The sequence below is a fragment of the Pseudomonas sp. X4 genome, assembly GCF_040784925.1.
In the GTDB taxonomy this organism is placed as follows: Bacteria; Pseudomonadota; Gammaproteobacteria; order Pseudomonadales; family Pseudomonadaceae; genus Aquipseudomonas; species Aquipseudomonas putida_Z.
This window is the reverse complement of sequence record NZ_CP160798.1, coordinates 4835395-4861867: the sequence shown is the minus strand read 5'-3', so window position 1 is coordinate 4861867 and position 26473 is coordinate 4835395. Positions and strand designations below refer to the sequence as shown.

Sequence of the window (26473 nt, the reverse complement as noted above, 5' to 3'; positions counted from 1 at the left end):
AGTGCTGCGAGTTTATCCGAGGCTTTGTCTATCGTCTGTACTGGCCTCATCGCCGGCAAGCCAGCTCCCACAAGTACCCCGCATGGCTCAGGCCCGGCATTGAACCGGTGGGAGCTGGCTTGCCGGCGATGAGGCCAGTGAATTCAACTTATTTGACCCGCTATCAAGCCCAGGGCCACCGTGATCATCGCCACCCCCGACACCCGCCCGACCAGCTTCGCCGCCCCCGGCCGGGTGCTCAGCACGGCTTTGGCGCCATAACCGACCAGCGAGTAGATCACCAGCGAGCTGCACAGGTGCACCAGGCCCAGCAGCAAGATCTGCAACGGCACCGGCCAGCTCGACTGCGGGTCGGTGAACTGCGGCAACAGCGCCAGGAACAGCAGGAACACTTTCGGGTTCAGGCCACTGACGCAAAACCCTTTCAATGCCCAGCGGGACCCCGACTCCCCCGCACCATCCTGCCCGGCCGCCGGCAATGCCGGGCTCAGCAGCAGGTTGCCACCCAGCCACAGCAGGTAGCTGCACCCCGCCAGGGTCAGCAAGGTCAGCGCCAGCGGGTGGCCGGCCAGCAGGCTGCCGACCCCGGCCGCCACCACCAGGGTCGCAAGGAAATGCCCCGACAACATCCCCGCCACCGCGGGCATCACCCAGCGCCCGCGCATGCCGGCCGAAATGGCGTAGGCCCAGTCCGCGCCCGGGGTAATCACGAACAGCATCGACACGGCCCAGAACGCCGTCAGAACACTGAGAGCCACTTGAATCTTCCTTTTTCCACTGCTTTGGGATGACGAAAGATTACGGATTCCGCCGAGGGATTTTCTTCCGTATATTCCCCAATAGCCCTCAATAACTGGAAGATCCTTCTCGATGGACAGGACTGATCGAAAAATCCTTGCCGAACTGCAAAAAGACGGTCGGCTATCGGTGACCGAGTTGGCAGACCGTGTGGGGCTCAGCCTGTCGCCCTGCCATCGGCGCTTGAAGGCGCTGGAGGAATCAGGGGCGATTCTTGGCTATCACGCCCGCCTGGCGCCGAGCGCCCTGGGGCTGAACTTTGCCGCGCTGGTGTTCGTGACCCTGCGCGAAGTCACTCGCCAGCCGGTAGCGGACTTTGAAGCGGCGCTGGCCGAAATCCCGCAGATCGTCGAGGCGCAGCGGCTGTTTGGCGACCCGGATTACCTGCTGCATGTGGTGGCCAAGGATTTGCCGGCGTTCCAGAAGCTGTATGACGAGCAGCTGACCAGCATTCCCAATGTGAAGCGGTTGAGTTCGACCCTGGTGATGAAAGAGGTGATACAGGATCGGTTGTTGCCGATGTAGCGTTGTTGCCTGTGCCGGCCCTTTCGCGGGTAAACCCGCTCCCACCTCGACCGCATTGATTTCAAGCCATGCGCAGTACCTGTGGGAGCGGGTTCACCCGCGAAAGGGCCGGCACAGGCGATCTTTTATCTGCCCTGCAAACGCGCACGGCGCCCCACCAAAGCACACCGCTTCTAGCCTCCACAAGGCCCAACCCCCTCTAGCCCAAGCCCTCCCGCCCCCTGGCACCCTCCTTGCTACCGTCCCCCGCTTAACCTTTTGTCAGCCTTAGGTTTTTTAAGGTTTATGGGCACATATTTACTAATTTCTCGTTATCCCCGCGCCCCGCATCATCGCTCCAACAAGAACGCGTCGCCCTTCGCCGGCACGCCCCCGGGCAGCTCCCGATGCCCTACCTTGCCTTGGAGTCAGTCATGACCAGTGCAGCCAATTCGGCACCCCTCATAGAAAAACACACGATCGGCTACGTGCCCCCGCAAGACCGCCATGGAAAGGTAAGGGATCTGTTCACACTGTGGTTCGGCGGCAACATCGCGCCGCTGCCCATCGTCACAGGCGCGCTGGGCGTGCAACTGTTCCACCTGAACCTGGTCTGGGGCATCGTCGCCATCCTGGTCGGCCACCTGGTCGGTGGCGTACTGATGGCGCTGCACTCGGCCCAGGGCCCACAGATGGGCATCCCGCAGATGATCCAGAGCCGCGCCCAGTTCGGCTCGCTCGGCGCGCTGCTGGTGGTGGTGATCGCCGGGGTCATGTACATCGGCTTCTTCGCCTCCAACATCGTCCTCGCCGGCAAGTCGCTGCACGGCGTGGTCGATGCCGTGCCGGTACCGGTGGGCATCGTCATCGGTGCGCTGGGCTCGGGCATCATCGGCATCATCGGCTACCGCTTCATCCACGTGCTCAACCGCATCGGCACCTGGGTGCTGGGTATCGGCATCGTGGTCGGCTTCGGCTACATCTTCAGCCACGTGCAGAGCGACGACTTCCTCACCCGCGGCGGCTTCAACCTGGCCGGCTGGCTGGCCACCGTGTCGCTGGCGGCGCTGTGGCAGATCGCCTTTGCACCCTACGTGTCGGACTACTCGCGCTACCTGCCGGCGGACGTGAAGGTCAGCTCGACGTTCTGGACTACCTACCTGGGCTCGGCCCTGGGTTCGAGCCTGTCGTTCATCTTCGGCGCCGTGGCGGTGCTGGCGATCCCGGCCGGCATGGACACCATGGACGCGGTCAAGCTGGCCACCGGCACCCTCGGCCCGATCATGCTGGTGCTGTTCCTGCTTAGCGTGATCAGCCACAACGCCCTCAACCTGTATGGCGCAGTGCTGTCGATCATCACCCTGGTGCAAACCTTCGCCCACCGCTGGATCCCCACCGCCAAGAGCCGCGCCGTGCTGTCGCTGGTAGTGCTGACGGCCTGCTGCGTGGTGGCGGTGTTCGCCTCGGCGGACTTCATCGGCCACTTCGTCGACATGGTGCTGGTGCTGCTGGTGGTGCTGGTGCCGTGGACAGCGATCAACCTGATCGACTTCTATGCCATCCACAAGGGTGACTACGATATCCAGTCGATCTTCCAGGTCGATGGCGGCATCTACGGGCGCTACAACCCGCAGGCGCTGATCGCCTATGCCGTGGGCATCGTGGTGCAGATCCCGTTCATGAACACGCCACTGTATGTCGGGCCGATTTCCGAGCATATCAACGGAGCGGACCTGTCGTGGCTGGTGGGGCTGGCAGTTACTTCGCCGCTGTACTGGTGGCTGGCCAGCCGTGACAGCGCCTACCGTCGCCGGCAGATGGGTGCCAAGGTGGCCATGGGGCACTGATTCAACCAGTGCCGGCCTCTTCGCGGGCTTGCCCGCTCCCACAGGATGTCACCGGCCTCGAAGGCTGTGGTGTCCCGGTGGGAGCGGGCAAGCCCGCGAAGAGGCCGGATTACAGCGAGGGGGAGGTGCTCATGGAGTCACTCCTGTGTGAATGGTGGGGGTGCCCTGGGGCTGCCTTGCAGCCCATCGCGACACAAGGCCGCTCCTACAGGGGGGCGATACGCGGTCCCCTGTAGGAGCGGCCTTGTGTCGCGAAAGGGCCGCAAAGCGGCCCCCGACGGTCAACTCAATACTGCGCCTGCCCCGGCACCCAGGCGGTCCCCGCCAACGGAACCCGCGCCATCGCCGCAGCCTCCACGGTCAACGCCACCAGGTCCTCCGGGTCGAGGTTGTGCAAGTGCGACTTGCCACACGCCCGCGCCATGGTCTGCGCCTCCAGCACCAGCACCCGCAGGTAGTTGGCCAGGCGGCGCCCGGCCTCCTCCGGGTTCAGGCGCCTGGCCAGTTCCGGGTCCTGGGTGGTAATGCCGGCCGGGTCGCGGCCGTTCTGCCAGTCGTCATAGAAACCGGCCGCCGAGCCGATCTTCTTCAGTTCGGCATCCAGCCGCGGGTGGTTGTCACCCAGCGCGATCAACGCCGCAGTGCCAATGGCCACCGCATCAGCCCCGAGAGCCATGGCCTTGGCCACGTCGGCACCGTTGCGAATACCACCGGAAACGATCAGCTGCACCTTGCGGTGCATGCCCATTTCCTGCAGCGCCTGCACTGCCTGCGGAATGGCCGGCAGGATCGGGATGCCGACGTGTTCGATGAACACTTCCTGAGTCGCGGCGGTACCGCCCTGCATGCCGTCGAGCACGATCACATCGGCACCGGCCTTCACCGCCAGCTTTACGTCGTAGTACGGGCGGCTGGCGCCGATCTTCACGTAGATGGGTTTTTCCCAGTCGGTGATCTCGCGGATCTCGGCAATCTTGATCGCCAGGTCATCCGGGCCGGTCCAGTCCGGGTGGCGGCAGGCGCTGCGCTGGTCGACGCCGATCGGCAAGGTGCGCATGCCGGCCACGCGCTCGGTCACCTTCATGCCCAGCAGCATGCCGCCACCGCCCGGCTTGGCACCCTGGCCAAGGACGATCTCGATGGCATCGGCCTTGCGCAGGTCATCGGGGTTCATGCCATAGCGCGACGGCAGGTACTGGTACACCAGGTGTTGCGACTGGCCGCGTTCCTCCGGGGTCATGCCGCCGTCGCCCGTGGTGGTGCTGGTGCCGGCGATGGTCGCACCACGGCCCAGCGCCTCTTTGGCGTTGGCCGACAGCGCGCCGAAACTCATGCCGGCGATGGTCACCGGAATTTTCAGGTGGATCGGCTTCTTGGCGAAGCGGGTGCCCAGCAGCACATCGGTGCCGCATTTCTCGCGGTAGCCTTCCAGCGGGTAGCGCGACACGCTGGCACCGAGCAGCAGCAGGTCGTCGAAGTGCGGCACGCGGCGCTTGGTGCCGCCGCCGCGGATGTCGTAGATGCCGGTTTCGGCGGCACGCTGGATTTCCTGGATGGTCAGGCGGTCGAAGGTGGCCGACTCACGCAGTACCGGGGGGAATTGCTCGCTCATGGGAATGCTCCTGGATCAGTACGCGCTGGCGTTGTCGACTTTGAAGTTGTACAGCTGGCGAGCCGAGCCGTAGCGTTTGAAATCGGCAGCCTTGTGGTCCAGGCCGGCCTTGTTCAGCAGTTCCTGCAGCTCTTGCAGGTGCTCGGCGCGCATCTCTTTCTCGATGCAGTCCGAGCCCAGCGACTGCACCGCACCCTTGACGTAGATGCGCACCTCGTACAGCGAATCGCCCAGCGCATCGCCGGCATCGCCACACACCACCAAACGCCCGGCCTGGCCCATGAAGCAGCTCATGTGGCCGATGCTGCCGCCGACGACGATATCCACGCCCTTCATGGAAATACCGCAACGCGCGCCGGCGTCGCCCTCGATCACCAGCAGCCCGCCATGGGCGGTGGCGCCGGCGGCCTGGGAGGCGCTGCCCTTGACCCGCACCGAGCCGGACATCATGTTCTCGGCCACGCCGACACCGACGTTGCCATGCACGGTGACGCTGGCCTGCTGGTTCATGCCGGCGCAGTAGTAGCCGGCGTGGCCTTCGATATCCACGGCCACGGCGGCGTTGATGCCCACGGCCAGGTTGTGCTTGCCGTCGGGGTGGGTCACCCGCCATTCGTGGTCCTGCACCTCACCGTGCAAGGACTGGTTGAGGACACGCACCGAGGTGCTGGAAAGGTCGATCGTCTTCATGTGGTTCTCCAGTGGTTCGGTGGCAGGTCAGGCGCTTTCGCGTTCCCAGACGTACAGGGTGGCCGGGGCCGGTTCCCAGACCTTGGCGTTCTCGATGCCCGGCAGGCTGGCCAGCGCCTGGTACTCCGAGGCCATGGCCACGTAGTCGTCGGTCTCGGCCAGCACGGCGGGCTTGCAGGCGATCGGGTCGCGGATCACGGCAAAGCCGTTGCGCGTGCCGATGGCGAAGGTGAAGAAGCCGTCCAGGTCTTCCAGGGCGCCATCCAGGGCCTGAGCCAGGCTGTCGCCCTGCTGCAGGCGCCAGGTCAGGTAGCCGGCGGCCACTTCGGTGTCGTTGTCGGTCTCGAAGCTGATGCCTTCGCGCTTGAGCTCCTGGCGCAGGCGGAAGTGGTTGGACAGCGAGCCGTTGTGCACCAGGCACAGGTCGGCGCCGGTGGAGAACGGGTGGCTGCCTTCCATGGTCACGGCGCTTTCGGTGGCCATGCGGGTATGGCCGATGATGTGGCTGCCTTTCATGCCGGCCAGGCCGAAGCGGCTGGAGATTTCCGCCGGCAGGCCCATGCCCTTGAGGATCTCGATGCTCTGCCCGGCGCTCATGATGCGCACGTCAGGGGCCAGTTCGCTCAGGGCCTGGCGGACCGATGCCTCGCGGGTGTGCACCTTGAGCACGGCGGCGCTGGCGTTCTGGAACCAGTCCAGCGAGCAGCCCAGGCGCCCTTCCAGCTGACCCATCAGCGCCGCCCAGGGGTAGTTGATGTCAGTGGCCTGCAGGGTCAGCTTGACCCAGCCATCGGCCACTTCGTCGCCGTAGATGGCAAAGCCGGCGCTGTCCGGGCCACGGTCGGTCATGGCTTCGAGCATGGGTTCGAAGAGCTTGCCGAGCTGGGCTTCCAGCTCGGGTTTTTTCAGGTACAGACCTACGATTCCACACATGGTGATGCTCCTTACTAGGCAGTGGGCGACCGCTTTCGTGCTGGCCGCCCAAGGGATTGGGGGCGGTCAGAAGAATTCGGTGTAACGCTGGATTTCCCAGTCGGAGACATGGCGGCAGTACTCCACCCACTCCATGCGCTTGAGCTTGATGAACTCGTCGACGATCTCGGCGCCCAGCACTTCGCGGAACAGCGGGTCGGCCTCCAGGGCGTCGGCGGCTTCCTTCAACGACTGCGGCAAGGTCTTGATGCCGCGTGCGGCAATCTCTTCCAGGCTCAGGTTGTAGAGGTTCTCGTTGCACATCTCGCCCGGCTCCAGCTGACGGTCGATGCCATCGAGGCCGGCAGCGATGATCGCGGCGGTGACCAGGTACGGGTTGCAGCCAGCGTCCGGCAGGCGGAACTCCAGGCGGCCATAGGGGATGCGAACCATCGCCGAGCGGTTGTTGGCGCCGTAGGCGACAAACGCCGGGGCCCAGGTGGCGCCGGAAAGCGAGCGGCCGACCACCAGGCGCTTGTACGAGTTGACCGTGGGCGCGGCGAAGGCGCACAGCGCCGGGCCATGGGCCAACAGGCCTGCGGCAAAGTGGTAGGCCAACTTCGACAGGCCCATGCCGCTGCTGTCGGACGGGTCATGGAACAGGTTCTTGTTGGTGCTGCTGGCCAGCGACAGGTGGAAGTGCATGCCATTGCCAGCACGCTTGGGGTCGGGCTTGGGCATGAACGAGCAGATCATCCCCAGGTCGTTGGCGATCTCGCCAGCGGCCATGCGGAAGAAGGTGAAGCGGTCGGCCGACTCCATTGCGTCGCTGTAGGTGTAGTTGATCTCGAACTGGCCGTTGGCGTCCTCGTGGTCGATCTGGTAGATGTCGAAGCCCACCGGCTGCAACGCCTCGGTCAGGCGTTCGAGGAACAGCCGCGAACGCGACAGGCCCTTGTAGTCGTAGCACGGCTTGTCGAGGTTGTCGGAGGCGTCCACCAGTTGCAGCTTGCCATCCTCGTCGCGGCGGAACAGGCTGAACTCGGGCTCAAGGCCGGTATTCAGGGTCCAGCCTTTGTCGGCCAGGCGCTGCACCTGCTGCTGCAACACGTAGCGGCTGTCGTAGGGCCAGGGTTGGCCGTTTACGTGGCCTACACACACCACCCGGCCGTAACCCGGCTGCCACGGTACCGGGATCAAGGTGGAAAGGTCGCCGCGGGCCATGAAGTCGGGGCCGTGCGGTTCCATGCCCATGCCGCAGATGGCGAACCCGGCAAAGCCGGCGCCCTCCTCGGCCACCATCTTCAGGCCCGAGACCGGCACCGATTTGGTCTTCGCCGAGCCATGGATATCGACGAACTGCGCCAGCACGTACTTGATACCGTGCTGATCGAGGGTGCGCTGGGTTTCTGCTGGCAACATGGGTTGAACACTCCTGGGCAAGGGGCAATGATTCCACTGAGGAAACTTACTTTCCCCACAGGAATGCAATGCGCTTGCCAACTTTGTTCAGGGTGCAACCTTATGTTGCCTGGATCGGGCCTCTCCGCGGGCCTGTGGGAGCGGGCGTGCCCGCGAAGAGGCCGGTACGGCCAGCACAAAAACCCAAGCAGATTTCCATGCTCCATTTATGGGAAACTTGTTTTCACCCGAGGAAAGATGCAGCCACCGCAGCTGCATTTCGCACTTTCCCAGTGCGAAAACTTTATTCTTGAACTGAAACCGTGCAGGACATTCGATGCCAACCGAAACCGAACCGCGCCTTCGCCTGGAGCAGTACCTGGGCCTGCAGATCAAGCGCCAGCGCCAGGCCCAGTCCCTCAAGCTCGCCGACGTGGCGCGCATCGCCGGCATCAGCCAAGGCATGCTGAGCAAGATCGAGAACGCCCAGGTATCTACCAGCCTCGACACCCTCAGCCGCCTGTGCGACGTGCTGGGCATGCCGATGGCCAAGCTGTTCAGCCAATATGACCAGCCCGACGGCAATGCCTTGTTGGTGAAAGCCGGTGAAGGGCTGGAGGTGGTGCGCCGCGGTACCGAAAAAGGCCACACCTACCATTTGCTCAATCACGCCAGGGGGCCGAAGAAGAACTTCGAGGCGTACATGGTGACCATGGACGACGCCAGCGAAGAGTTCCCGACCTTCGCCCACCCCGGCACCGAGTTCCTCCACTTGCTGGAGGGTGAACTGGTGTACCGCCACGGCAACCAGCTCTATCACATGCAGGCCGGCGACAGCCTGACCTTCGACGGCGAGACCCCGCACGGCCCCGAGCAGCTGGTGCAGGTACCCATCCGCCTGTTGTCGATCATGAACTACGGCGACGAGTGACGCGGCGCAGCAAGGCAACAACCGATGTCGCGATCAGACAAGCACACGTCGCCCGTGATCGGCTTCAGAACTGTGTCTACAAAAATAATACACACATCGACCAGCCCCGCGCCGTGGGCTGATCGGTGCGGTATTCGCGAGTAAAACAGCCTCGCTTCACAATTCCAACGCTGTGGCGCCTTTTTGCACCGGGCAGTTCGTCCGGGCTCATAACGATAAAACTCCCAGTATCAGAGACCCGCGCCGCGCCAGCCGGGAGTGTTTGCGCGCGCCACATTGTGAAGACTTGACTGCCATGATCGCGACTTCAATCCCCGTAGCCGGTGCTGCCACCGGCCACCGTAACGCCCTGTGCGTTGCCCATATCGCCGCTGTGCTGTTCGGCCTGACCGGTATCCTCGGTCACCTGATCGAGGCCGACGCCAGCATCATCACCTTCGGCCGCGCCACCTTCGCCTTCATCGCCCTGGGCTTCGTCGCCGGGCTCAAGGGCACGCGTCTGCTCGACGCCCTCACCCTGCGCAACCTGCCGGTGCTGGGCCTGACCGGCGCCCTGCTGGCTGCCCACTGGGTAACCTTCTTCATCGCCGTGAAGGTTGGCGGCGTGGCCGTGGCCACCCTGGGCTTCGCCAGCTTCCCGGCGTTCATCGCCATGATCGAGCGCGGCGTGTTCGGCCAGCGTATCGGTGCCGTGCAAGGTTTGCTGCTGCTGATGGTCACGGCCGGTCTGGTGTTGGTGGTACCGACCTTCGACCTGCTCGACAAAGGCACCGTCGGCCTGCTCTGGGGCCTGGGCTCGGGCCTGGCGTTCGCCCTGCTGACCGTGGCCAACCGCCGCAACGGCTCGAGCATGAACGCCATGCAGGTGGCCTTCTGGCAGAACGTGGTGGTGGCTGCGCTGGTGGCGCCGTTTGCCTTCACTCACCTGGGCAACACCAGCCTGGCTGGCAGTGACTGGGTCAACCTGGCGCTGTTGGGCGTGTTCTGCACCGGGCTGTCGCAGTTCCTGTTCGTCAAGAGCCTGGAAGGCCTGGAAGCGCGCACGGCCGGCATGATCATCGCGCTGGAGCCGGTGTACGCGATCATCGGCGCCTGGTGGTTGTTCGGTGAGCAGCCAAGCCTGCGCATGGCCGCTGGCGCTGCGCTGATCGTGCTGGCGACCATCCTGGCGGCGGCGCGCAAGGCACCAGCGGAACAAGGCGATACCAGCCGCTGCGCGCATTGATGAATGTGCTTGCCTGAACGGGCCTCATCGCCGGCAAGCCAGCTCCCACAGGGTAATCATAGGGCTCGAGCCTGATGCTTTACCTGGGAGCAACTGTCTTGCTCAAATTCTGAAAGTTGGCGCAATCCCCTGTGGGAGCGGCCTTGTGTCGCGAAAGGGCTGCAAAGCAGCCCCAGCAATTTCAACTGTTGCGCATCAATCCTGGGGCCGCGTTGCGGCCCTTTCGCGACACAAGGCCGCTCCCAAAGGTACAGCGACAACCTCGAGATCAACGCTGCACCTGTGCGTGTGGCTTGCCGGCGATGAGGTCGGTACAGGCGACTAAGCGCCCTCAGGCAGCAGGCTGCGGTCAAACATGAACGCCCGCTCCCCCTGTGGTGTGTACTGATACAACTGCTGCGGCCGGCCCAGCCTGGGCTGGTTCTTCTCCCCGGTGTCCCTCACCCACCCCTGCTCGCGCAAGCGCTCCAGGCGTTTGCGCAGCGAGGTGTTGTTCACCGCCTGCCCCAGGCACGCCTGCACCGCACCTAGCGCATCCAGCACAGTGAACTTCTCCGCCAGCAGGTACAGCGGCAGGCTGCTGTACACCGTCTTCGCCGCCAGCCGCTCACGGGCGCGCTCCACCAACAGGTTGTGATCAAAGGGCAACAGCACCTTGCGCGCCAATACGCTGTCCAAGTCGAAAAACGCCAGTTGCTCGCCCTCGACGACCTGCCCGGGTTCGAGCAATGCCAGGTAATAGGTGCTGAGTGACCATCCACGCGGGTCGCGGAAAGCATTGCCCTCGGTGCCCACCTGTTCCATGTAGCACGGTACGACCTGGGTTTTCTCGCGCAGCGCGCGTTCGGCAGCAGCTTCCAGGCTGGTGTCGGGGGTGCGGCCATTGACGATCACCCCGGGCAAGGCCCACTGGCCGGCATGCGGTTCACGCTCACGACGGTGCAGCAGCACCTGCAGATGTTGAGCTTCGGGGGCCATGCGCAGGGCGACGATATCGACGCTGGCCAGGACTTCGACTGCATTCACCGGGCGACTCCTTGTTCAAGCTCACCATAATCCACCAGAGCATCTAAGTAAGGCAAGCAGAAAGCCCGTTTCAAAAGTTGCTTGACACACTTAATACACCAAGTGAATTATGTATCCATTCCAGCGAGGAGAACCGCCATGAAGATCGCCAGTTTCGATGTCGACGCCCAGAACGGCTTCACCAGCAACGTGCCGCAAGAGCTGCCGGTTCCCGAAGGCAATGAAATCGCGGTAGATCTTAATACCATGGCCTTGCGCGCCGATCTGCGCCTGGGCAGCAAGGACGCCCACCCGGCCAACGCCGCCTGGGTAGTCGCCGACCCCGCGCACATGCTGCAGCCCCTGCAACTGGCCAACGCCGACCTGACCTGGGTCAGCCACTGCGTCCCCGGCACACCCGGCTTCGAGTTGCTGCCCGGCCTGCCGGCCCCCATCGACTACGACTATTTCGTGTGGAAAGGCGTCGAGCCCGACCTGCACCCCTACGGCGCCTGCTACCACGACCTGGCCGAACGCCGCTCCACCGGGGTGATCGAATACCTCAAGGTGCAGCAGGTGGGCGCGGTGATCGTCGGTGGCCTGGCCCTGGACTATTGCGTCAGGACCACCGCCCGCCAATTGCGCCAGGCCGGCTTCCAGGTGCTGTTGTACCTGCCGGCCTGCCGCGCCCTCACCCAGGCAGGCGCCATCGAGGCGTGTGGCGCCCTGGCCGCCGACGGCGTGATCCTCTGCGGCGACGAAGCCGCGCTCGACCACCAGCTCTCTCTGATCAAGGAAGACCGCCCATGAGCGACAGCGTTTTCGGCCCACGCATCATCCAGAACCTGCTGGACACCGACTTCTACAAGATCACCATGATGCAGGCGGTGCTGCACAACTACCCCAACGCCGAGGTGGAATGGGAGTTCCGCTGCCGTAACGGCGAGAACCTCGCACCTTACCTGGCGGAAATCCGTTACCAGGTCGAGCAACTGGCCGATGTCAGCATCACGCATGACCAGCTCGCCTACCTGGAGAAGATCCCGTTCATCAAACCGGACTTCATCCGCTTTCTCAGCCTGTTCCGCTTCAACCTGCGCTATGTACAGGTAGGCCTGGATGATGCCGGGCAACTGGCGATTCGCGTGCGCGGGCCGTGGTTGCACGTGATTCTCTACGAGATCCCGCTGCTGGCGATCATCAGCGAGGTGCGCAACCGCTACCGCTATCGCGAGGTGGTGATCGAACAGGTCCGCGAGCGCCTGTATCAGAACCTCGACTGGCTGAAGGCCGAGGCCAGCGCCGAAGAACTGGCCGGTTTCCAACTGGCCGACTTCGGCACCCGGCGGCGCTTCTCCTACCGGGTGCAGGAAGAGGTGGTGCACATTCTGAAGCGTGACTTCCCAGGCCGCTTTGTCGGTACCAGCAACGTGCACCTGGCCCGCGAATACCAGCTCAAGCCGATCGGCACCATGGCGCACGAGTGGTTCATGGCCCACCAGCAACTCGGCCCGCGCCTGGTCGACAGCCAGGCTGCCGCGCTGGAATGCTGGGTGCGGGAATACCGGGGGCTGCTGGGCATCGCCCTGACCGACTGCATCACCATGGACGCGTTCCTCGGCGATTTCGACCTGTACTTCGCCAAGCTGTTCGATGGCCTGCGGCACGATTCGGGCGATCCGCTGGCCTGGGCGGAAAAGGCCATTGCCCACTATGAGCGGCTGGGGATCGACCCGAAGAGCAAGACCCTGATCTTTTCCGACGGGCTGGACCTTGCCAAGGCGCTGGGGCTGTACCGGGCGTTGCATGAGCGGATCAATGTGAGCTTTGGCATTGGTACCAGGCTGACCTGCGATATCCCGGGGGTGGAGCCGATGAACATCGTGATCAAGATGACGGCCTGCAATGGGGCACCGGTGGCCAAGATTTCCGACAGCCCGGGCAAGACACAGTGCCGGGATGAGAACTTCGTGGCCTATCTGAAGCATGTGTTTCGGGTGGATTGAGGTTGCCTGTGCAGGCCTCTTCGCGGGCTCGCCCGCTCCCACAGGTACTGCACCGCATTCAAGAACCGTGAGAAACCTGTGGGAGCGGGCAAGCCCGCGAAGAGGCCAGCAGAGTCACCCCACCTCTTGCAGGCCAACACACAACTCCAGAAACCGCGCCGCAGCCCGCGACGGGGTGGCTGCATGCGGCACCAGAATGGAAAACCGCCGCACCAACGCCTGCGGCACAACCTGCAACCGCTGCAACGCCCCATCCTCATGCCGGATCGACATCGCCGACACAAAACCAATTCCCATCCCGGCCCGTACTGCCTCCTTCACCCCTTCCACCCCGGCAATCTCCAGCGCCACGCGCATCGCCACGCCACTGCGGGCAAATGCCCGCTCGACGATCTGCCGCACACCCGAGCCGCTCTCGCGCAGCACCAACGGGTAAACCCCCAGCGACGCCAGCGTCTGTCGGTCACTGCCAGCCAGCGGATGACCACGCGGCACGATGGCCACGATCTCGTCCTCCCGCCACGCCGTCACCGCCGTGCCCAATGGCAGTTCCTGCCCAGGCGGCCCTTCGATCAGGGCGATATCGACGCTGTCCAGCGCAGCGACGATTTCTGCCGTATTGCCGTTGGAAGTGCTCACCAGCACCTCCGGGTAGCGGGCATGGAAATCGGCAATCAGGTAAGGCAGCAGGTAGCTGGCCGGCGTGGTACTGGCGCCGATGCGCAAGGTACCGCGCTCCAACCCGCGCATGGCCTCGCGCAATGCCTGGGCCTGACGGAAGGTTTCGCGCAGGCGCTCGGCATGGGCCAGCAATTGCTCGCCGGCTGCTGTCAGCCGCACACCCCGGCCGGCGCGCTGATACAGCGGCTCGCCAAAGGCCTCCTGCAGCAGCTTGAGCTGGCCAGACACCGCCGGCTGCGACAAATGCAAGGCCTGGGCCGCATGGCTGATGTTGCCGTACTCGGCGACGGTGGCAAAAGTTATCAGTTGTTCTGGGGTCATGAATGAAAAATATCAGCTAAACGGATATTTGCCATCCTAAATTACGATTTTTTATAAGCTTATAACCACATTAACGTAAGCCATGTCGAAACACCTTTCCGGAGGACTCACATGGCCACGGCTCCGTCCAACCCCGCCTTTGCACCTACCCTCTCTACCCGAGGGCGGCTCAATGGCATCCTGTTCGTCGCGCTGTTCGCGCTTGCGGTCACCCAGTTGGCCGCCCTGCCCGCCATCGCCAACCTGGGTATCAGCCCGCTGATCGTCGGTATCGTCGCCGGTGCGCTTTACGGCAATGCACTGCGTGACGGTGTACCGGCTAGCTGGGCGGCGGGTATCAACTTTTCCGCCCGCGGCCTGCTGCGCATTGCCGTGGCCTTCTTCGGCCTGCGGGTAAGCCTGCAGGAAATTGCCGAAGTCGGCTGGTCCGGGCTCATCGTGTCGTTGCTGGTGGTGTCCAGCACCCTGCTGATCGGCCTGTGGTGCGGCATGCAGCTGTTCAAGCTGGACCGCGATACCGCCTTGCTGACCGCGGCCGGCAGCGCCATCTGCGGCGCCGCCGCGGTTCTGGCCTTCGAGTCGGCGCTGCGCAGTGCACCGCACAAAAGCGCCATGGCGGTTGGTAGCGTGGTGCTGTTCGGCACCCTGTCGATGTTCCTCTACCCATTGGCGATCAATGCCGGCTGGCTGCAACTGGACGCCATGGGCGCCGGGCTGTTCCTGGGTGGCACCATTCACGAAGTGGCCCAGGTGGTCGGTGCGGCCAGCAACGTCAGCCCCGAGGCCACGCATATCGCCACCATCGTCAAGATGACCCGGGTGATGCTGCTGGTACCGGTGCTGCTGGTGGTGGGCCTTTGGATCAGCCGCGCGCGCCAGCCGGGCCAGGCACAGGGCAACGGGCGCATCGCCATGCCGTGGTTCGCCTTCGGCTTCCTCGCGCTGGTGCTGGTGAATTCGCTGCAGGTGTTGCCGGGCAGCGTGACCCAGGCGGTCAACAGCCTGGATACCTTCGCCCTGACCATGGCCATGACCGCGCTGGGGATGGAGACGCGCCTCAGCCAGATTCGCCAGGCCGGGCCGCGGGCGCTGGCCACCGGGGCGATTCTCAACCTCTGGCTGGTGTTTGGTGGCGTGGCGATTACCCTTGGCGTGCAGAAGCTGTTGGGATGACTTGAGACCGAGTCGCCTGCTTCGCGGGTAAACCCGCTCCCACAGGTATCGCGCTGCTTTCGGAACCTGCGCCGTACCTGTGGGAGCGGGTTTACCCGCGAAGCAGGCGGCTCGGTCTGATGAGGTTTTTGTTGCCCCCCCTCGTTGCCGTCCACATTTCTCGGTATGGTGTTGTCAAAGAAGGATGTTTTACCCGCACAGGAAAGACTTAGATGCCTCAACGCAATGTCATCAATGCATCCGTCAGCCCCAAAGGCAGCCTGGAGACGCTGTCACAACGTGAAGTGCAGCAACTGAGTGAAGTCGGTACCGGTAGCCTTTACACCCTGTTCCGCCAGTGCGCCCTGGCCATCCTCAACACCGGCGCCCATGTCGACAATGCCAAGACCATCCTTGAGGCCTATCAGGACTTCGAGGTGCGTATTCATCAACAGGACCGCGGCGTGCGCCTGGAGCTGCTGAATGCCCCGGCCGACGCCTTCGTCGATGGCGAAATGATCGCCAGCACCCGTGAAATGCTGTTCAGCGCCCTGCGCGACATCGTCTACACCGAAAGCGAGCTGGCCAGCCAGCGCATCGACCTGGAAAGCTCCCAGGGCATCACCGACTATGTCTTCCACCTGCTGCGCAACGCTCGCACCCTGCGCCCGGGCGTGGAGCCAAAGATGGTGGTGTGCTGGGGTGGCCATTCGATCAGCAGCGAGGAATACCAGTACACCAAGAAGGTCGGCCACGAGCTGGGCCTGCGCAAGCTGGATGTGTGCACCGGCTGCGGCCCGGGTGTGATGAAGGGCCCGATGAAGGGCGCCACCATTGCCCATGCCAAGCAGCGCATGCACGGCAGCCGCTACCTGGGCCTGACCGAGCCGGGCATCATCGCCGCCGAAGCGCCCAACCCGATCGTCAACGAACTGGTGATCCTGCCGGACATCGAGAAGCGCCTGGAAGCCTTCGTCCGTGTCGGCCACGGCATCATCATCTTCCCGGGCGGTGCCGGCACGGCCGAGGAGTTCCTCTACCTGCTGGGCATCCTCATGCACCCGGACAACCAGAACCTGCCGTTCCCGGTGGTACTCACCGGCCCGCGCAGTGCCGAGCCGTACCTGCAACAGTTGCACGCGTTCGTCGGCGCCACACTGGGTGAAGCGGCGCATCGCTTGTACGAGATCATCATCGATGACCCGGCGGAAGTTGCCCGGCACATGGTCGAAGGGCTCAAGGCGGTGAAGCAGTTCCGCCGGGAGCGCAACGATGCCTTCCACTTCAACTGGCTGCTGAAGATCGAAGAGAGCTTCCAGCGCCCGTTCGACCCGACCCACCAGGCCATGGCCGACCTCGACCTGCGGCGCGAGCTGCCGGCCCACGAACTGGCCGCCAACCTGCGCCGGGCGTTTTCCGGCATCGTCGCCGGCAACGTGAAGGACAAGGGCATCCGCCTGATCGAGGAACACGGGCCGTATCAGATCCGTGGCGACAGCGCCGTGCTGGACCCACTGGGCCGGCTGTTGCAGGCGTTCGTCGACCAGCATCGGATGAAGTTGCCTGGCGGCGCGGCGTATGTACCGTGCTACCAGGTGGTGACCTGATTCGCCATTCTTGCTGAGGCCCCATGGATGGGGCCTGCAGCTATTTGGCTTTTTGGATGTGGGCCTTCACATCTAGTAGACATTCATTCGCGATGGTGGCGCTGAGTCACCTTTCCGCCCTTACGGCGGGTCCCTTTTTGTCGTGGCAAAAAGGAACCAAAAACCGTCCGCTCCCATCATCCGGCCCCTACGCTACGCTCCGGGGTCCCCTCGCTACGGGCCTGCTCCCGGGAGTACGCGCTGCAGGCCCCATCCATGGGGCCTCAGCGCTTGACGGGCATCCATGCCCGTCACCTCCCTCCGCAGTCCCTTCGCTCGGCCTCCTGAAGTCGCAATCGGCGGCGCCTGAACTATCGCGCGCTTAGAAGCAAAAGCAAAAGCAAAGGCAAAGGCAGAAGCCAAGGCAAAACTGCTACTAACTGAGGTCGGCCATCGGCCGTTCGACGAAGCGGATGCTGTCGCGCCCACCGCGCTTGGACTGGTACAAGGCGACATCCCCCTGCTCGATCAAGGCTGCCAGGCTCGTCGGCGGTTGGTCGAACAGGTTGGCGCCGATGCTCAAGGTGACCGGCTGCGGCGTAGGTACCGTCTTGCTTGCGTACTGCTGGAACTGCTCGCGCAGCAGTCCACCCAGCTCCATGACCCGCTCGCTGCTCGCACCACACAGCAGAATGACGAACTCATCACCGCCCAGCCGCGCGGCCAGCGAGCGCTCGGGCAGCACCGTGCGAATGATCTCGCTCAGGGCAATCAGCAAGCGGTCCCCTGCAACATGCCCGTGCAGGTCGTTGACCAGCTTGAAGTTGTCGATGTCGATCAGTAGCAAGGCCCCGGGCTGCGCCGAATCCACTGCCTTGAAGAAAGGCCCCGCCCGCACCTCCAGTGCACGCCGGTTGTACAGCGCCGTCAACGGGTCACGGGCCGCCAGGCGGGCAATCCGCTCCTCGCGCCGGTAGCGCACGGTGCCGGTCATCGACAAGGCAATCAGCATGATCGCCATCGCACCTTCGACCAACGAAACCTGAATGATCAGCCCGCCGAAGGTGGCCAGGTCAATCAGCGTACCCGGTGTGATCGCAATGATCGCCTTGGCCACATAGAACAACCCATGCGCCAGCAACACATAGCGCAACTGCACCGCGCCAACACTCAGCGACTTGCCATGCGGCCGCAACAGCCAGCTGGCCTTGAGCGTCAACAGCGCCACCAGCAACGAGTTGACCATCAGCATCACCTTCGACCACTGCGGCCCAACAGGCATCAGCAGCAAGGCAAACCACACCAGCACGACCGATAACCAGATACGCGACAGCCGCACCTGGGTGAAGCGCAACACCCCCACCAGGAAGAACCAGTGCGCCACCACCAGCAAGCCGTTGGCGAACCAGATACCGATCAGCAACAAACCGATGCCACGCAGCAAGGCCAGGGTGGAACCAATCGTGATGGTGGCAAAGCCTGCGCTCCAGAACAGCAGCGACGGCTCGCGTACGCTGCGCCACTCGATTGCCAGGTACAACGCAGCCGCGGCAGCCAGGGCGATCGAGATAGTCAGCATCGTGGGTGGATCAAGCGCCATGAACGGTTTGGCCTATCTGGTTGACGAGGAAAAGGCCCGATTGTATGCGCTCGTGATGACTTTTCAGAGGAGCCTTACACCACCAGCCTGCAAATGATAGCCCAGCCCTGGCCGATACCCGTGCGAGTGAATGTCATATTGACACCAGCCTGTCATTTGCACCACAAAAACCGCTGTCGTTATGACAACACACCAGCGCAACACGCCCATCTGCAAGGGCTGCCCAGCTGGCACGAAAGCTGAACCATTCTCTTTCGCCACTACCTGCCTTGCGGAAATAAACATCATGAAAAATATCCTCCTCCCTCTGGCGATGTCCCTGTCCATCGCCCTGCCCGCCTGCGCCGACGAGGTGCTCTCGGAAAGCCCCGACAACACGGTGGGCTATGGCGCCGGCGGCGTCAGCGGTCTGATGGTCGGCGCCGCGCTCGGTGGCCCGTTCGGCGCCATCGCCGGTGCAGCCCTAGGTGCATTTGGCGGCGCCGCCGTGCAACAAGGCAGCGGGCACAGCGACGCGGCCTACGTGGTACGCCATGACGACGGCAGTACCCAGCGCTATCGCTCGCCCAATGCCCGCTTCAAGCCCGGTGATCAGGTGCAGGTGAGTGGTATTCGCCTGGCCCCGGCGCAGTAAAGCGCACCGCTCAACCTGGGGCCGGTGCTGACGGTGCTGGCATCGTGGGCGATCCTGAGCGAGGAGATTTCGCTGTATCAGGTCGTCGGGTTGGCGGTGGTGCTGTTTGCGGTGTCGCGGCTCAAGCCGCGGGGCAAACAGGAAACAAAGGTGGCTGAGGCCAAAGGTGCAGCAGCCTGACTGCGGTCACTGTGGGAGATTGCCCAGCCCTTTGGGCTGCGCTGTCGCACAGATAATTGAATTCGCAAGCGATCCTCGTACCCTGTGGGAGCGGCTTTAGCCGCGAAGAATCCAACGCGGTATGGCACCGGCTGCGCCGGTGTTCGCGGCTAAAGCCGCTCCCACAGGGGCCCTGCTAATTCAATGAGTTATGTGCAGTTCTATGAGAGCGGCCTTGCGTCGCGAAAGGGCTGCAGAGCAGCCCCGGCAATTTTGGTAGTGACACCAACGTCTGGGGCCGCTTTGCGGCCCTTTCGCGACACAAGGCCGCGCCCACAAAAACGCTTGAATCCCTCAGAGCACCCGCTTGATCAGCGGCTCCAGCCGGCTATAGCGCAGCCGCCGCAGGAACTTGCGCACTTCCTTGGGGTGCTCGGCCTTGACCCCCAACTCCTCTGCCGAGCCGATCTTCGGCGCATGCCGGCGCAACTCGGTCAACTCTGCCTCCCGTTGCCCCAGCCATTGCCCTTGCGGGTCATCGATCAGCAGGCCGTTCTCCAGGTCCAGGTTGAAGCCGCGCGGGTTCAGGTTGTTACCGGTCAGCAATGAATAGCGCTGGTCTACCCACACGCCCTTGGCATGAAAGGTATGCCCGGGGTCATTCCAGATCCGCACCTGCAGCTGGCCGCTGGCAATCGCAGCGTGGCGACGTCGGGTGAAGGCGCGCAGGTTGTCTTCGTACAGGTAGGGCAACGCGCCGCTGGCACTGAACGGCTCGCCGGGGGCGATATAGAAGTCGTTGGCCGTGCGGTCACCAACGATCAGCTCCACCCGCACGCCACGCGCCAGGGCATGGTCGAGCTCGCGCATCAGCACCCGGGGCGGGTTGAAATACGGCGTGCTGATGATGACCTGCGTGCGCGCCGCCGCCAGCAAGGCGCACAGTGCCCGGTTCAGCGGGTTGCCACGGCCCACACCCAACAGCGGAATAACCCGCAGGCCCTGCCCCGCTGCGCTGGCCGGTGCCTCATAGGCCATGCGCCGCAGCCGCGCGCGCAAGCGCCGGATGTCGCCGCGCAGGCTGCGGGTGGAGGGTGGCGCCGGCAGGTCGAGGCGCGGCGTGGCGGTGTGGTGCAGCAGGCGCCGCACCAGCCCGACCATCGCGTCGGCCAGCTCTGGTGACTGGAACAGGTGGTAGCGGTCCAGGCGATAACGGTCGAAACGGTGCAGGTACACGTTGTTAAGGCTGGCGCCGGTGTAGATCACGCAGTCGTCGATGATGCTGCCCTTCAGGTGCAACACGCCAAACAGCTCGCGGGTCTGCACCGGTACGCCATGGATGACGATGTCCAGCCCATGGTGCTGGCGCTGGGCCTGGTACCAGGCGGCGTTACCCGGCTGGCGCCCGGCGCCCAGCAGGCCGCGGCGGGCACGGAACCAGTCGACCACGATGGTGATTTCCAGCCCCGGCCGCGCGGCCTTGGCCTGGTACAAGGCATCCAGCACTTCCTGGCCGGCCTCGTCTTCCTGCAGATACAGCGCAACGATGACGATACGCCGGGTTGCGGCGCGGATGCGCTCGAGCAGGCAGGCGCGGTAGGCCTTGGCATCGGGCAGCACCTGTATCGACTCGGCCGACATGGCGTAGCCTGGCAATGCCGCCAGCATGGTTTCGGGGTTCACGAACGATCACCTTCTGTGTGCAATCACTGTCGTGCATCAGCTTGCACAGGAAGATTGAAATGGTCCAGCCCCCGGAGAGCACGGGGCTGCTTTGCAGCCCTGTCGCGACACAAGGCCGCTCCTACAAGCCAGCGCCGAATCCACATGCGGCGCCGAACCTGTGGGAGCGGCCTTGTGTCGCGATAGGGGCGCAAAGCGCCCCCATTTCTGACGAAGCTATTTCAGGTCAAAGCGATCCAGCTCCATCACTTTCTCCCAGGCCGCGACAAAGTCCCGCACGAACTTGTCCCGGCCATCACTGCTGCCGTACACCTCGCTCAACGCCCGCAACTGGGCATGGGAGCCGAACACCAGGTCAACCCGGCTACCGGTCCACTTCACCTGCCCGGTCTTGCGGTCGCGCCCTTCGAAGGTTTCGTTATACGCCGAGGTCGGCTTCCACTCAACGCCCATGTCCAGCAGGTTGCGGAAGAAGTCGTTGCTCAGGGTACCGACCTTGTCGGTGAACACGCCCTGCTGGCTGCCGCCATGGTTGGCGCCGAGCACGCGCAGGCCGCCGATCAGCACGGTCATTTCCGGCGCGGTCAGGGTCAACAACTGGGCCTTGTCCAGCAGCAGCTTCTCGGCCTTGACGCTGTAGCGGGCCTTGGTGAAGTTGCGGAAGCCATCGGCCAGCGGCTCCAGCACGGCGAACGACTCGACGTCGGTCTGCGCCTGGGAGGCATCGGTACGCCCCGGGCGGAACGCCACGCTGACGTTGTGCCCGGCGTCCTTGGCAGCCTTTTCCACTGCGGCGGCGCCAGCCAGAACGATCAGGTCAGCCAGGGAGATCTTCTTGCCACCGGCATTGAACTCGGCCTGGATCTTCTCCAGCGCCGCCAGCACCTTGCCTGTGCCCTGGTTCGCCGGCCAGTCCTTCTGCGGCGCCAGGCGCAGGCGGCCACCATTGGCCCCACCACGCTTGTCCGAACCGCGGAAGGTCGACGCCGCCGCCCAGGCAGTGGCCACCAGCTCGCCAACGCTCAGGCCCGCCGCGAGCACCTTGGCCTTGAGCGCGGCAATGTCCTGCTCACCCACCAGCGGGTGGTCGACTTTTGGCAGCGGGTCTTGCCACAGCAGCTCTTCATTGGGCATTTCCGGGCCCAGGTAGCGCGCCAATGGGCCCATGTCGCGGTGGATCAGCTTGTACCAGGCACGGGCGAAGGCGTCTGCCAGCTGCTCAGGGTTGTCCTTGAAGCGGCGGGCGATCGGCTCGTAGATCGGGTCGAAGCGCAGCGCCAGGTCGGAGGTGAGCATGGAAGGCGCGTGGCGCTTGGCCGGGTCATGGGCATCCGGCACGGTGCCTGCCCCCTTGCCCTCCTTCGGCCGCCACTGGTGGGCACCGGCCGGGCTCTTGGTCAGTTCCCAGTCGAAGTTGAACAGGTTGTTGAGGTATTCGTTGCTCCATCGGGTGGGGGTGGAAGTCCAGGTCACTTCCAGGCCGCTGGTGATGGTATCGCCACCCTTGCCGCTGCCGAACTTGTTGGCCCAACCCAACCCCTGCAGCTCCAGGGCTGCAGCTTCCGGCTCCGGGCCAACGTTGTCGGCAGGGCCGGCACCGTGGGTCTTGCCGAAGGCGTGGCCACCGGCGATCAGCGCCACGGTTTCTTCATCGTTCATGGCCATGCGGCCGAAGGTGTCACGGATGTCCTTGCCCGAGGCTACCGGGTCGGGGTTGCCGTCCGGGCCTTCCGGGTTCACGTAGATCAGGCCCATCTGCACAGCAGCCAAGGGGTTTTCCAGGTTACGCTCGCCGGACAGGTCCCGGCTTTGCTCCTCTGGGTGCTTGGCTGGCTCTGCTACCAGGTCACCCTGGCCTGGCGGCTGGGCCTTGACCTGCTCATTGCCATAACGAATGTCTCCGCCCAGCCAGACCTTTTCCGAACCCCAGTACACATCTTCGTCCGGCTCCCACACGTCGGCACGCCCGCCGGAGAAGCCGAAGGTCTTGAAGCCCATGGATTCGAGGGCGACGTTGCCGGTGAGCACGATCAGGTCGGCCCAGGAAATCTTGTTGCCGTACTTCTGCTTGATCGGCCACAGCAGGCGCCGGGCCTTGTCCAGGCTGACGTTGTCCGGCCAGCTGTTGAGCGGGGCGAAGCGCTGCTGGCCAGAGCCTGCACCACCCCGGCCATCGCCGATGCGGTAGGTACCGGCGCTGTGCCAGGCCATGCGGATGAACAACGGGCCGTAGTGGCCGAAGTCGGCGGGCCACCAGTCCTGGGAGTCGGTCATCAAGGCGGTCAGGTCTTTCTTCAGGGCCTGGAAGTCGAGGCTCTTGAACGCCTTGGCATAGTCGAAACCCGGGTCCATCGGGTCGGACTTGGAGGAATGTTGGTGAAGAATTCTCAGGTTGAGCTGGTCAGGCCACCAGTCACGGTTGGTGGTGCCGCCACCTGCGGTTTGATGGAACGGGCATTTCGATTCGTTCGACATCTGCGGGTACCTTTGGGTCGGTTATCCAGATTTCCGGTCTTTGCCAGGTGTTCTTTCAGCCGAGCGCGTGGGCTCGTGCTACCCCTCATCAGGTCTACACGGGGCTTGCGAAGCTGTCACGACGGGGTTGGTGCGGTCTTGCACGCAAGTGCTGACACGCCGCCCGCTCGCGGAATTCGCGGGGCCAGGGGAAAGACTAGCCGAGCTTGGACAGAGTTCTAATAGAGTGGCTATTGAGGGGTGATAGGTTGGCTCTGTCAGCCTTCCTGTGCCGGCCTCTTCGCGGGTAAACCCGCTCCCACAGGTACGGTACAGCCCTCAGGACCTGTGGTGATCCTGTGGGAGCGGGTTTACCCGCGAAGAGGCCGGCACATCCATACAAGGCAACCAGGCTGGCCACATGCTTCAATACACCGCCACCCCTTCTACTCCGGAACCCGCCCCCTCATGAACCGCAACGACCTGCGCCGCGTCGACATGAACCTGCTGGTACTGTTCGAAGCCCTGATGATCGAACGCAACCTGACCCGGGTCGGCGAAAAGCTGTTCATCACCCAGCCCACCGTCAGCGCCGCCCTCGCCCGCCTGCGCGAGCTGTTCGACGACCCGCTGCTGATCCGCAACGGCCGGGCCATGGAGCCCACGCCACGGGCCATGCAGATCTTCGCCGAGCTGGGGCCGGCCATGGATGTGATTTCCGCCGCCATCAGCCGCGCCCGCGAGTTCGACCCGGTCAACAGCTGCAACGTGTTCCGCCTGGGCCTGTCGGACGATGCCGAGTTCGGCCTGTTCCCGGCCCTGCTGCAGGCCCTGCGCGAAGAGGCCCCGAACATCAGCGTGGTGGTGCGCCGGGCCAACTTCCTGCTGATGCCGGGGCTGCTGGCCAGCGGCGAGATCTCGGTGGGCGTGAGCTACACCACGGACCTGCCGGCCACCGCCAAGCGCCGCAAGCTGCGCAACATTGGCGTGCGGGTGCTGCGCGCCGATGACCGCCCGGGCCCGCTGACCCTCGACGAATACTGCGCCCGCCCGCATGTGATGGTGTCGTTCTCGGGCGACATGAGCGGCAATATCGACCTCGACCTGGCGCGCATCGGCCGCTGCCGCAAGGTGGTGCTGGCGGTGCCGCAGTTCGGCAGCCTGCGCGCCCTGCTGCGCAACACCGAGCTGATCGCCACGGTGCCGGACTATGCCGCCTGCGCCCTGGCCGACGACGGCAGCCTGCGCGCCGACCCGGCGCCGTTCGACATCACCGAGGCCGAACTGTCGATGGTCTGGAGCGGCGCCCAGGACAATGACCCGGCCGAGCGCTGGCTGCGCGAGCGCATCCTGCAGTTCATGGCCACGCAGTGATGCATCGACCTCATCGATAGCCACCATGAATGCCATCAAGTTCCGCTGCGGCAAGCCCGGGCGGAAGATGGCGGCATTCACTGATTGATGAGGCCTCCCATGAAAACCGGCATGATCGCTGCCCTGCTCGCCTTGCTGGCCGCCCTTGGCGGTTGTGCCAGCCCGGCCGCTACCGACGCGCAGCCCTACGGGCACTTCTATTCGGCCACGGCCATTTCCAGTGTCGCCTTGGCCCCCGGCCAAAGGGTGGCGGTGCTGCTGGGGCGAGACGCCGAAGCAACCCTCGAATACCTCGGCAGCCATCGTACCCAGGCAACCGCACCGGCCCAGGGCCAGCGTGCCCCTGTTGCGACCCTGGGCAGCGAGAGCCAGGCGTATGACTGGCTGGCGCGGTCACTGGCGCAGCAGTTTGCCGAAGTGACTTTCTATGACGACCTGGACACGCTGCTGGGTGACCACCCGGATGTGATCGTGCTGCTAAACACCGAAAGCCGTTTGGCCAGCGCGGATATCGAAAGCCGGGTGGTAGCGCGCTTTTTCGATGACCAGCTGACCTACATCGGCCGCGCTGAAGGGCGGGCCAGCAAGAGCCTGGGCGATGTGGCGCGGGTGGCCGAGGATGAACGGGCGGTGCAGGCCGATGCGCTGCGGGACTTTGACGATTCGTTGCAGGCGTTGTTGAAGGGTCGCGTTTGAGGGCCCTTTCGCGGGTGAACCCGCTCCCACAGGTACAGCGCCCTGCCCACGGGCTGCGCTGTACCTGTGGGAGCGGGTTTACCCGCGAAGAGGCCACTACAGGTTGTCACTTACCCCGCTGCATCCACGCCGCCCCCAGCCCACTGAGGCAAATCACCGAGATGCCCACCAGGCTCAGGGTATCCGGCACCTGGCTATAGACAACCAACCCAAGCAACCCGGCAAACACGATCTGGCAATAACTGAACGGCGCCAGCAAGGCCGGTGCCGCATGGCGGAAGGCCTGGGTCAGCAGCAGGTGCGCAGTCATGCCAAAGCCACCCAGCGCCAGCATCAGCAGCGCATGGTCCCAACGCGGCATCTCCCAGAAGAACGGCACCAGCGCACTCATCGCCAGGGTGTTGCACAACCCCGCATAGAAGTTGCTGGTGGTCGGGCTGTCATGCGCGGCCAGGATGCGCGTCAGCAACTGATAGAAGCAGAAGCCCAGCGCCGAACCGAACGGATACAGGATGGCCGGGGTGAACATCGCCCCGCCCGGGTGCACCACCACCAGCACACCGATGAAGCCCATCACCACCGCCACCCACTGCCCCACCGTCACCCGCTCCTTGAGCAACGGCGCCGACAGCGCGGTGACCAGCACCGGGGCCAGGAAGTTGACCGCCGTGGCCTCGGCCAGCGGCAGGTACTGCAGGCCGGTGGTGAACAGCAGGCTGGTACTCAACAGGCTCAGGGCACGTAACGTCTGCAACAGCGGACGGCGGGTGCGCAGCACGTTGAGGCCGGCCTTGGGCAGGAAGATGCCGGCCATCAGCAGCGTGTGCACCACATACCGCGCCCACACCACCATGATGATCGGGTACAGGCCGCCGAGGAACTTGGACAGGGCATCGTGACTGGCGAACAGGAACGTCGCCACCACCACCAGGGCGATGCCGCGCAGGGGTTGGTTGACTCCGGACAGCGGTGTGCTGGAACTCATGGCACTCTCGATGACGGCGCGGCTGGATGCGGCGCCCAGGGAAGGCCGCGCAGGCGTTGCCTGGCGGATGCAACAGCTCGGATTCTAGAAGAGATGCCAAAGAATAAGGAAGTTCAATTGCCGCCAGCCAAGGCCGAGTGCAATTTCTGTTCGCTGATCGACCACTTTCCGCCCCGCGCGCATGGCCCGTGGCGTGCTGATCGCCGACCATCGAATG

Annotated in this window: 24 protein-coding genes; 12 read left to right on the top strand and 12 right to left on the bottom strand. The window is 64.2% G+C overall.

Features of this window, described 5'->3' with window-relative positions; all coding sequences use genetic code 11:
- Positions 1-143: 143 nt before the first annotated feature.
- Positions 144-758 (bottom strand): LysE family translocator, encoded by a 615-nt coding sequence (locus ABX298_RS21715; protein WP_015270734.1) that lies wholly within the window; start codon positions 756-758, stop codon positions 144-146.
- 112 nt (positions 759-870) lie between these two features.
- On the opposite strand from ABX298_RS21715, the gene ABX298_RS21710 reads away from it, so the two are divergent.
- Both ABX298_RS21710 and ABX298_RS21705 read left to right on the top strand, forming a co-directional pair.
- Positions 871-1323, top strand: a complete 453-nt coding sequence (locus ABX298_RS21710) for an Lrp/AsnC family transcriptional regulator (protein WP_015270735.1) — start codon at positions 871-873, stop codon at positions 1321-1323.
- A gap of 413 nt (positions 1324-1736) precedes the next feature.
- Complete coding sequence (locus tag ABX298_RS21705) at positions 1737-3149, top strand: cytosine permease (RefSeq protein WP_286101728.1); 1413 nt, start codon at positions 1737-1739, stop codon at positions 3147-3149.
- 286 nt (positions 3150-3435) lie between these two features.
- Here the strand turns inward: ABX298_RS21705 and ABX298_RS21700 are convergent, their stop codons facing one another.
- From ABX298_RS21700 to glnT, 4 genes are all read right to left on the bottom strand, one after another.
- Positions 3436-4761: an FMN-binding glutamate synthase family protein gene (locus ABX298_RS21700; RefSeq protein ID WP_013973039.1), complete on the bottom strand. Its 1326-nt coding sequence runs from the start codon at positions 4759-4761 to the stop codon at positions 3436-3438.
- 15 nt (positions 4762-4776) lie between these two features.
- Positions 4777-5451: a protein glxC gene (locus tag ABX298_RS21695; RefSeq protein WP_025338783.1), complete on the bottom strand. Its 675-nt coding sequence runs from the start codon at positions 5449-5451 to the stop codon at positions 4777-4779.
- A 27-nt stretch (positions 5452-5478) separates the two neighbouring features.
- The gene (locus tag ABX298_RS21690) at positions 5479-6384 is read right to left on the bottom strand and encodes a glutamine amidotransferase family protein (protein WP_367393623.1); all 906 of its coding nucleotides are present in this window, start codon (positions 6382-6384) and stop codon (positions 5479-5481) included.
- A gap of 66 nt (positions 6385-6450) precedes the next feature.
- A complete protein-coding gene (glnT, locus tag ABX298_RS21685; RefSeq protein ID WP_015270738.1) occupies positions 6451-7785 on the bottom strand; it encodes a type III glutamate--ammonia ligase in 1335 nt (444 codons plus the stop codon).
- Between the two features lie 316 nt (positions 7786-8101).
- On the opposite strand from glnT, the gene ABX298_RS21680 reads away from it, so the two are divergent.
- Both ABX298_RS21680 and ABX298_RS21675 read left to right on the top strand, forming a co-directional pair.
- Positions 8102-8695: a cupin domain-containing protein gene (locus tag ABX298_RS21680; RefSeq protein WP_025338781.1), complete on the top strand. Its 594-nt coding sequence runs from the start codon at positions 8102-8104 to the stop codon at positions 8693-8695.
- Between the two features lie 295 nt (positions 8696-8990).
- The gene (locus ABX298_RS21675; RefSeq protein ID WP_025338780.1) at positions 8991-9920 is read left to right on the top strand and encodes a DMT family transporter; all 930 of its coding nucleotides are present in this window, start codon (positions 8991-8993) and stop codon (positions 9918-9920) included.
- A 321-nt stretch (positions 9921-10241) separates the two neighbouring features.
- Here ABX298_RS21675 and ABX298_RS21670 read toward each other — a convergent pair whose 3' ends face one another.
- Positions 10242-10946, bottom strand: a complete 705-nt coding sequence (locus ABX298_RS21670; RefSeq protein ID WP_137163685.1) for an NUDIX domain-containing protein — start codon at positions 10944-10946, stop codon at positions 10242-10244.
- Between the two features lie 138 nt (positions 10947-11084).
- Here ABX298_RS21670 and ABX298_RS21665 point away from each other — a divergent pair, with 138 nt between their 5' ends.
- A complete protein-coding gene (locus ABX298_RS21665) occupies positions 11085-11735 on the top strand; it encodes an isochorismatase family protein (protein ID WP_075044956.1) in 651 nt (216 codons plus the stop codon).
- The gene (gene pncB, locus ABX298_RS21660) at positions 11732-12931 is read left to right on the top strand and encodes a nicotinate phosphoribosyltransferase (RefSeq protein ID WP_085593128.1); all 1200 of its coding nucleotides are present in this window, start codon (positions 11732-11734) and stop codon (positions 12929-12931) included. The genes ABX298_RS21665 and pncB overlap by 4 nt, the downstream gene beginning before the upstream one ends.
- A 114-nt stretch (positions 12932-13045) precedes the next feature.
- Here pncB and ABX298_RS21655 read toward each other — a convergent pair whose 3' ends face one another.
- A complete protein-coding gene (locus tag ABX298_RS21655) occupies positions 13046-13933 on the bottom strand; it encodes a LysR family transcriptional regulator (RefSeq protein WP_367393622.1) in 888 nt (295 codons plus the stop codon).
- Positions 13934-14044: 111 nt separating this feature from the next.
- Between ABX298_RS21655 and ABX298_RS21650 the strand changes: the two genes are divergently transcribed.
- A complete protein-coding gene (locus tag ABX298_RS21650; RefSeq protein ID WP_367393621.1) occupies positions 14045-15106 on the top strand; it encodes a YeiH family protein in 1062 nt (353 codons plus the stop codon).
- A 212-nt stretch (positions 15107-15318) separates the two neighbouring features.
- Positions 15319-16692 carry a nucleotide 5'-monophosphate nucleosidase PpnN gene (ppnN, locus tag ABX298_RS21645; RefSeq protein ID WP_025338773.1) on the top strand — a complete coding sequence of 458 codons (1374 nt, stop codon included), beginning with the start codon at positions 15319-15321 and terminating at the stop codon, positions 16690-16692.
- Between the two features lie 415 nt (positions 16693-17107).
- Here ppnN and ABX298_RS21640 read toward each other — a convergent pair whose 3' ends face one another.
- Together ABX298_RS21640 and ABX298_RS21635 are read right to left on the bottom strand one after the other, a co-directional pair.
- Positions 17108-18250, bottom strand: a complete 1143-nt coding sequence (locus tag ABX298_RS21640) for a GGDEF domain-containing protein (RefSeq protein ID WP_367393620.1) — start codon at positions 18248-18250, stop codon at positions 17108-17110.
- 84 nt (positions 18251-18334) lie between these two features.
- Positions 18335-18559 (bottom strand): hypothetical protein, encoded by a 225-nt coding sequence (locus ABX298_RS21635; protein WP_367393619.1) that lies wholly within the window; start codon positions 18557-18559, stop codon positions 18335-18337.
- Here ABX298_RS21635 and ABX298_RS21630 point away from each other — a divergent pair.
- The gene (locus ABX298_RS21630) at positions 18558-18905 is read left to right on the top strand and encodes a hypothetical protein (protein ID WP_039613879.1); all 348 of its coding nucleotides are present in this window, start codon (positions 18558-18560) and stop codon (positions 18903-18905) included. The two genes, ABX298_RS21635 and ABX298_RS21630, sit on opposite strands and share 2 nt — an antisense overlap.
- A gap of 24 nt (positions 18906-18929) precedes the next feature.
- The gene (locus ABX298_RS21625; RefSeq protein ID WP_237140985.1) at positions 18930-19085 is read left to right on the top strand and encodes a hypothetical protein; all 156 of its coding nucleotides are present in this window, start codon (positions 18930-18932) and stop codon (positions 19083-19085) included.
- Between the two features lie 333 nt (positions 19086-19418).
- Here the strand turns inward: ABX298_RS21625 and pssA are convergent, their stop codons facing one another.
- Together pssA and katG are read right to left on the bottom strand one after the other, a co-directional pair.
- Positions 19419-20747, bottom strand: coding sequence for a CDP-diacylglycerol--serine O-phosphatidyltransferase (gene pssA / locus ABX298_RS21620; RefSeq protein ID WP_367393618.1), 1329 nt, complete (start codon positions 20745-20747; stop codon positions 19419-19421).
- Between the two features lie 216 nt (positions 20748-20963).
- On the bottom strand, positions 20964-23222 hold the full coding sequence (gene katG, locus ABX298_RS21615) for a catalase/peroxidase HPI (protein ID WP_367393617.1): 2259 nt from the start codon (positions 23220-23222) through the stop codon (positions 20964-20966).
- Between the two features lie 447 nt (positions 23223-23669).
- On the opposite strand from katG, the gene ABX298_RS21610 reads away from it, so the two are divergent.
- Both ABX298_RS21610 and ABX298_RS21605 read left to right on the top strand, forming a co-directional pair.
- On the top strand, positions 23670-24575 hold the full coding sequence (locus ABX298_RS21610) for a LysR family transcriptional regulator (RefSeq protein WP_025338767.1): 906 nt from the start codon (positions 23670-23672) through the stop codon (positions 24573-24575).
- 99 nt (positions 24576-24674) lie between these two features.
- Entirely contained in the window at positions 24675-25271 is a 597-nt protein-coding gene (locus tag ABX298_RS21605; protein WP_367393616.1) for a hypothetical protein, read from the top strand.
- Positions 25272-25377: 106 nt separating this feature from the next.
- Here the strand turns inward: ABX298_RS21605 and ABX298_RS21600 are convergent, their stop codons facing one another.
- Entirely contained in the window at positions 25378-26256 is an 879-nt protein-coding gene (locus ABX298_RS21600) for a DMT family transporter (RefSeq protein WP_015270753.1), read from the bottom strand.
- Between the last annotated feature and the right edge of the window lie 217 nt (positions 26257-26473).

Bases quoted from the DNA above. Each gene is read 5' to 3' on its own strand.
- glnT (WP_015270738.1), bottom strand. From the start codon at position 7,785: ATGTTGCCAGCAGAAACCCAGCGCACCCTCGATCAGCACGGTATCAAG.
- ABX298_RS21655 (WP_367393622.1), bottom strand. From the start codon at position 13,933: ATGACCCCAGAACAACTGATAACTTTTGCCACCGTCGCCGAGTACGGC.
- ABX298_RS21605 (WP_367393616.1), top strand. From the start codon at position 24,675: ATGAAAACCGGCATGATCGCTGCCCTGCTCGCCTTGCTGGCCGCCCTT.
- ABX298_RS21690 (WP_367393623.1), bottom strand. From the start codon at position 6,384: ATGTGTGGAATCGTAGGTCTGTACCTGAAAAAACCCGAGCTGGAAGCC.
- ABX298_RS21650 (WP_367393621.1), top strand. From the start codon at position 14,045: ATGGCCACGGCTCCGTCCAACCCCGCCTTTGCACCTACCCTCTCTACC.
- ABX298_RS21635 (WP_367393619.1), bottom strand. From the start codon at position 18,559: ATGATGTTTATTTCCGCAAGGCAGGTAGTGGCGAAAGAGAATGGTTCA.
- katG (WP_367393617.1), bottom strand. From the start codon at position 23,222: ATGTCGAACGAATCGAAATGCCCGTTCCATCAAACCGCAGGTGGCGGC.
- ABX298_RS21695 (WP_025338783.1), bottom strand. From the start codon at position 5,451: ATGAAGACGATCGACCTTTCCAGCACCTCGGTGCGTGTCCTCAACCAG.
- ABX298_RS21710 (WP_015270735.1), top strand. From the start codon at position 871: ATGGACAGGACTGATCGAAAAATCCTTGCCGAACTGCAAAAAGACGGT.
- ppnN (WP_025338773.1), top strand. From the start codon at position 15,319: ATGCCTCAACGCAATGTCATCAATGCATCCGTCAGCCCCAAAGGCAGC.
- ABX298_RS21665 (WP_075044956.1), top strand. From the start codon at position 11,085: ATGAAGATCGCCAGTTTCGATGTCGACGCCCAGAACGGCTTCACCAGC.
- ABX298_RS21705 (WP_286101728.1), top strand. From the start codon at position 1,737: ATGACCAGTGCAGCCAATTCGGCACCCCTCATAGAAAAACACACGATC.
- ABX298_RS21640 (WP_367393620.1), bottom strand. From the start codon at position 18,250: ATGCTGACTATCTCGATCGCCCTGGCTGCCGCGGCTGCGTTGTACCTG.
- ABX298_RS21680 (WP_025338781.1), top strand. From the start codon at position 8,102: ATGCCAACCGAAACCGAACCGCGCCTTCGCCTGGAGCAGTACCTGGGC.
- ABX298_RS21610 (WP_025338767.1), top strand. From the start codon at position 23,670: ATGAACCGCAACGACCTGCGCCGCGTCGACATGAACCTGCTGGTACTG.
- pncB (WP_085593128.1), top strand. From the start codon at position 11,732: ATGAGCGACAGCGTTTTCGGCCCACGCATCATCCAGAACCTGCTGGAC.
- ABX298_RS21630 (WP_039613879.1), top strand. From the start codon at position 18,558: ATGAAAAATATCCTCCTCCCTCTGGCGATGTCCCTGTCCATCGCCCTG.
- ABX298_RS21700 (WP_013973039.1), bottom strand. From the start codon at position 4,761: ATGAGCGAGCAATTCCCCCCGGTACTGCGTGAGTCGGCCACCTTCGAC.
- ABX298_RS21675 (WP_025338780.1), top strand. From the start codon at position 8,991: ATGATCGCGACTTCAATCCCCGTAGCCGGTGCTGCCACCGGCCACCGT.
- ABX298_RS21600 (WP_015270753.1), bottom strand. From the start codon at position 26,256: ATGAGTTCCAGCACACCGCTGTCCGGAGTCAACCAACCCCTGCGCGGC.